This window comes from Streptomyces sp. SM1 (genome assembly GCF_002910825.1).
Taxonomy (GTDB): Bacteria; Actinomycetota; Actinomycetes; order Streptomycetales; family Streptomycetaceae; genus Streptomyces; species Streptomyces okerensis.
The window spans coordinates 1-3313 of record NZ_NEUB01000296.1 but is presented as its reverse complement, the minus strand read 5'-3'; the positions used below and the strand labels follow the sequence as shown (position 1 = coordinate 3313).

General features: G+C 74.2%; 4 protein-coding genes. All 4 read left to right on the top strand.

The features are described from left to right. The first annotated feature begins 113 nt into the window (after positions 1 to 113). Positions 114 to 656 (top strand): histidine phosphatase family protein, encoded by a 543-nt coding sequence (locus B9S61_RS07150; RefSeq protein ID WP_103541488.1) that lies wholly within the window; start codon positions 114 to 116, stop codon positions 654 to 656. A 41-nt stretch (positions 657 to 697) separates the two neighbouring features. Continuing rightward, the gene (locus tag B9S61_RS07145) at positions 698 to 1324 is read left to right on the top strand and encodes a YigZ family protein (RefSeq protein ID WP_103541487.1); all 627 of its coding nucleotides are present in this window, start codon (positions 698 to 700) and stop codon (positions 1322 to 1324) included. A 128-nt stretch (positions 1325 to 1452) separates the two neighbouring features. Further along, positions 1453 to 2616 (top strand): exonuclease SbcCD subunit D, encoded by a 1164-nt coding sequence (locus tag B9S61_RS07140; RefSeq protein WP_103541486.1) that lies wholly within the window; start codon positions 1453 to 1455, stop codon positions 2614 to 2616. Continuing rightward, a partial coding sequence (locus B9S61_RS07135; protein WP_146064743.1) for an AAA family ATPase occupies positions 2616 to 3313 on the top strand: 698 nt, incomplete at its 3' end. The genes B9S61_RS07140 and B9S61_RS07135, both read left to right, overlap by 1 nt.

The window sequence follows — 3313 nt, the reverse complement described above, 5'->3', positions numbered from 1 at the left end:
CTCCACGCGGTGGAGACGGATCCCGGGATGGCGGACGGCGCCCGCTTCGAGACCTACGCCTACGCCGACCGCCTGCTCGGCCTGGACCTCACCCGCGACCTGGGATCCCCGGCGTGATCGAACGCGCCGGTGCGGGACCGCTGCGCCGACTCGTCGTCCTGCGCCACGCCAAGTCGGCCCGGCCGGAGGGCGTCACCGACCACGAGCGCCCCCTCGCCGCACGCGGTCGCCGGGACGCGGTCGCCGCCGGACGCGCGCTCGCCGAGGCGGACTGCCTGCCCGGACTCGCGCTGTGCTCCACCGCCGTACGCGCCCGCCGGACCTGGGAGCTGGCCGCCGCGCAGTGGGGCACACCGCCGCCGGTCCGTCGCGACCCGCGCCTGTACCACGGGGACGTCCCCGGACTGCTGGCCGTGATCCACGAGGTACCGGCCGAGGTCGAGACGCTGCTCCTCGTCGGCCACAACCCGGGACTGGAGGACCTCGTCCTGGCACTGGCCGGCGACGGTCTGGAGGACACCCTGGAGCGGGTCCGCGCCAAGTTCCCCACCTCCGCGATCGCCGCACTGTCCTGGCGCGGCCCCGCCTGGCGGGATCTGGCCCCCCGCACCGCCCTGCTGACGTCGCTCACCGTGCCCCGGGGCGGAAGGCGGTAGCCCCGGCGGCCCGCCCGCGCGGCGGCGCATAGGCTGGCCGGATGCAGGACCAGTACCGCACCGTCGCCCGCGCGGGTGTGCACGAGACCGAGGTCAACCGCTCCCGTTTCCTGTGCGCCCTCGCCCCGGCGGCCACCGAGCGGGAGGCGCAGGACTTCATCGCCGCCGTCCGCAGGAAACACGCGGACGCCACCCACAACTGCTTCGCCTACGTCATCGGCGCCGACGCCTCCACCCAGAAGGCCGGTGACGACGGCGAGCCCGGCGGCACCGCCGGCGTCCCCATGCTCCAGATGCTGCTCCGCCGCGACATGCGGTACGTGGTCGCCGTCGTCACCCGCTACTACGGCGGCGTCAAGCTCGGGGCGGGCGGCCTCATCCGCGCGTACGGCGGAGCCGTCGGCGAGACCCTCGACACCCTCGGCACGATCACCCGGCGCCGCTTCCGGCTGGCCACGGTGACCGTCGACCACCAGCGGGCGGGCAAGGTCCAGAACGATCTGCGCGCCACCGGACGCGAGGTGCGCGACGTGCACTACGGCGAGGAGGTCACGATCGGTATCGGACTTCCGGACGCCGACGTGCCGGCCTTCCGCGCCTGGCTCGCCGACGCGACCGCGGGGACGGCCGGGTTCGAGCTGGGCGGCGAGGCGTACGGGGACGCGTGACCGGTCCGTGACAGAACTCCCATGTGCCGCTGTCGCCGCATAACCGTCGAATACGGACGGGCTCATGACGGGGTGATACGGGAGTAACCGCCCGTGCTGTCGGACCCGGCGGTTACGCTGCGGGAATCATGAGACTGCTGCACACTTCCGACTGGCACCTCGGCCGGTCCTTCCACCGGGTCGGCATGCTCGGTGCCCAGGCCGAGTTCATCCGCCACCTCGTCGCCACGGCGCGCGAGCGCGAGGTGGACGCGGTGGTCGTGTCGGGAGACGTGTACGACCGCGCGGTGCCGCCGCTCGCCGCGGTCGAGCTGTTCGACGACGCCCTGCACCGTCTCGCCCGTCTCGGCGTGCCGACGGTGATGATCTCCGGGAACCACGACTCGGCCCGCCGCCTCGGCGTCGGTGCCGGGCTCATGGGCCGGGCCGGCATCCATCTGCGGACCGAGCCGTCCGCGTGCGGCACGCCCGTGCTGCTGTCCGACAGTCACGGGGAGGTCGCCTTCTACGGCCTTCCCTATCTCGAACCCGCCCTCGTGCGGGACGAGTTCGCGGTGGAGCGGGCCGGACACGAGGCGGTGCTCACCGCCGCCATGGACCGCGTCCGCGCCGACCTCGCCGGCCGCGCCCCCGGCACCCGCTCCGTCGTCCTCGCCCACGCCTTCGTCACCGGCGGCGAACCCAGCGACAGCGAGCGGGACATCACCGTCGGCGGAGTGGCCGCCGTGCCCGCCGGCGTGTTCGACGGAGCCGACTACGTGGCGCTCGGCCATCTGCACGGCTGCCAGACCCTCACCGACCGCGTGCGCTACTCCGGCTCCCCGCTGCCGTACTCCTTCTCCGAGACCGACCACCGCAAGACCATGTGGCTGGTCGACCTGGCCGCCGACGGGTCCGTCACCGCCGAGCGTGTCGACTGCCCCGTGCCCCGCGCGCTGGCCCGGATCCGCGGCGCCCTGGAGGACCTGCTCGCCGACCCCGCGCTGGCCCGGCACGAGGAGGCGTGGATCGAGGCCACGCTCACCGACCCGGTCCGCCCCGCCGACCCGATGGCCCGGCTCACCGAGCGCTTCCCGCACACCCTCAGCCTCGTCTTCGACCCGGCCCGCACCGCCGACGACCCCGGAATCTCCTACGCCCGCCGCCTCGCCGGCCGCGACGACCAGCAGATCGCCGAGGACTTCGTCACCCACGTCCGCGGCGGCACCGGCCCCGACGCGCACGAACGGACCGTCCTGCGGGACGCCTTCGACGCGGTCCGCGCGGACGAGACGGTACGGGAGGTGGCGTGATGAGACTGCACCGGCTGGACATCACCGCCTTCGGGCCCTTCGGGAGCACCCAGAGCGTCGACTTCGGCGAGCTGTCCGCCGCGGGCCTCTTCCTGCTGCACGGCCCCACCGGCGCCGGCAAGACCTCCGTCCTGGACGCCGTCTGCTACGCGCTGTACGGCTCCGTCCCCGGGGCCCGGCAGAGCGGCCAGGGCATGGCGCTGCGCAGCGACCACGCCGCCCCCGGCACCCGTACGGAGGTCACCCTCGAACTCACCGTCGCCGGACGGCGGCTGGAGATCACCCGGCAGCCGCCCTGGGAGCGTCCCAAGAAGCGCGGCACCGGTACGACACTGGACAAGGCCCAGACCTGGCTCCGCGAACGCGACGCCGCCTCGGGCACCTGGAAGGACCTCAGCCGTTCGCACCAGGAGATCGGCGAGGAGATCACCCAGCTCCTCGGCATGAGCAGGGAGCAGTTCTGCCAGGTGGTGCTGCTGCCCCAGGGCGACTTCGCGCGCTTCCTGCGCGCCGACGCCGAAGCCCGCGGCAAGCTGCTGGGCCGCCTCTTCGACACCCGCCGCTTCGCCGACGTGGAGAAGCGCCTCGCCGAGCGCCGGCGGACCGCCGAGTCCCGGGTGCGCGACGGCGACGCCGAGCTGCTGGCCGACGCGCACCGGATGCAGCAGGCCGCGGGCGGCACCATGGAGCTTCCCGG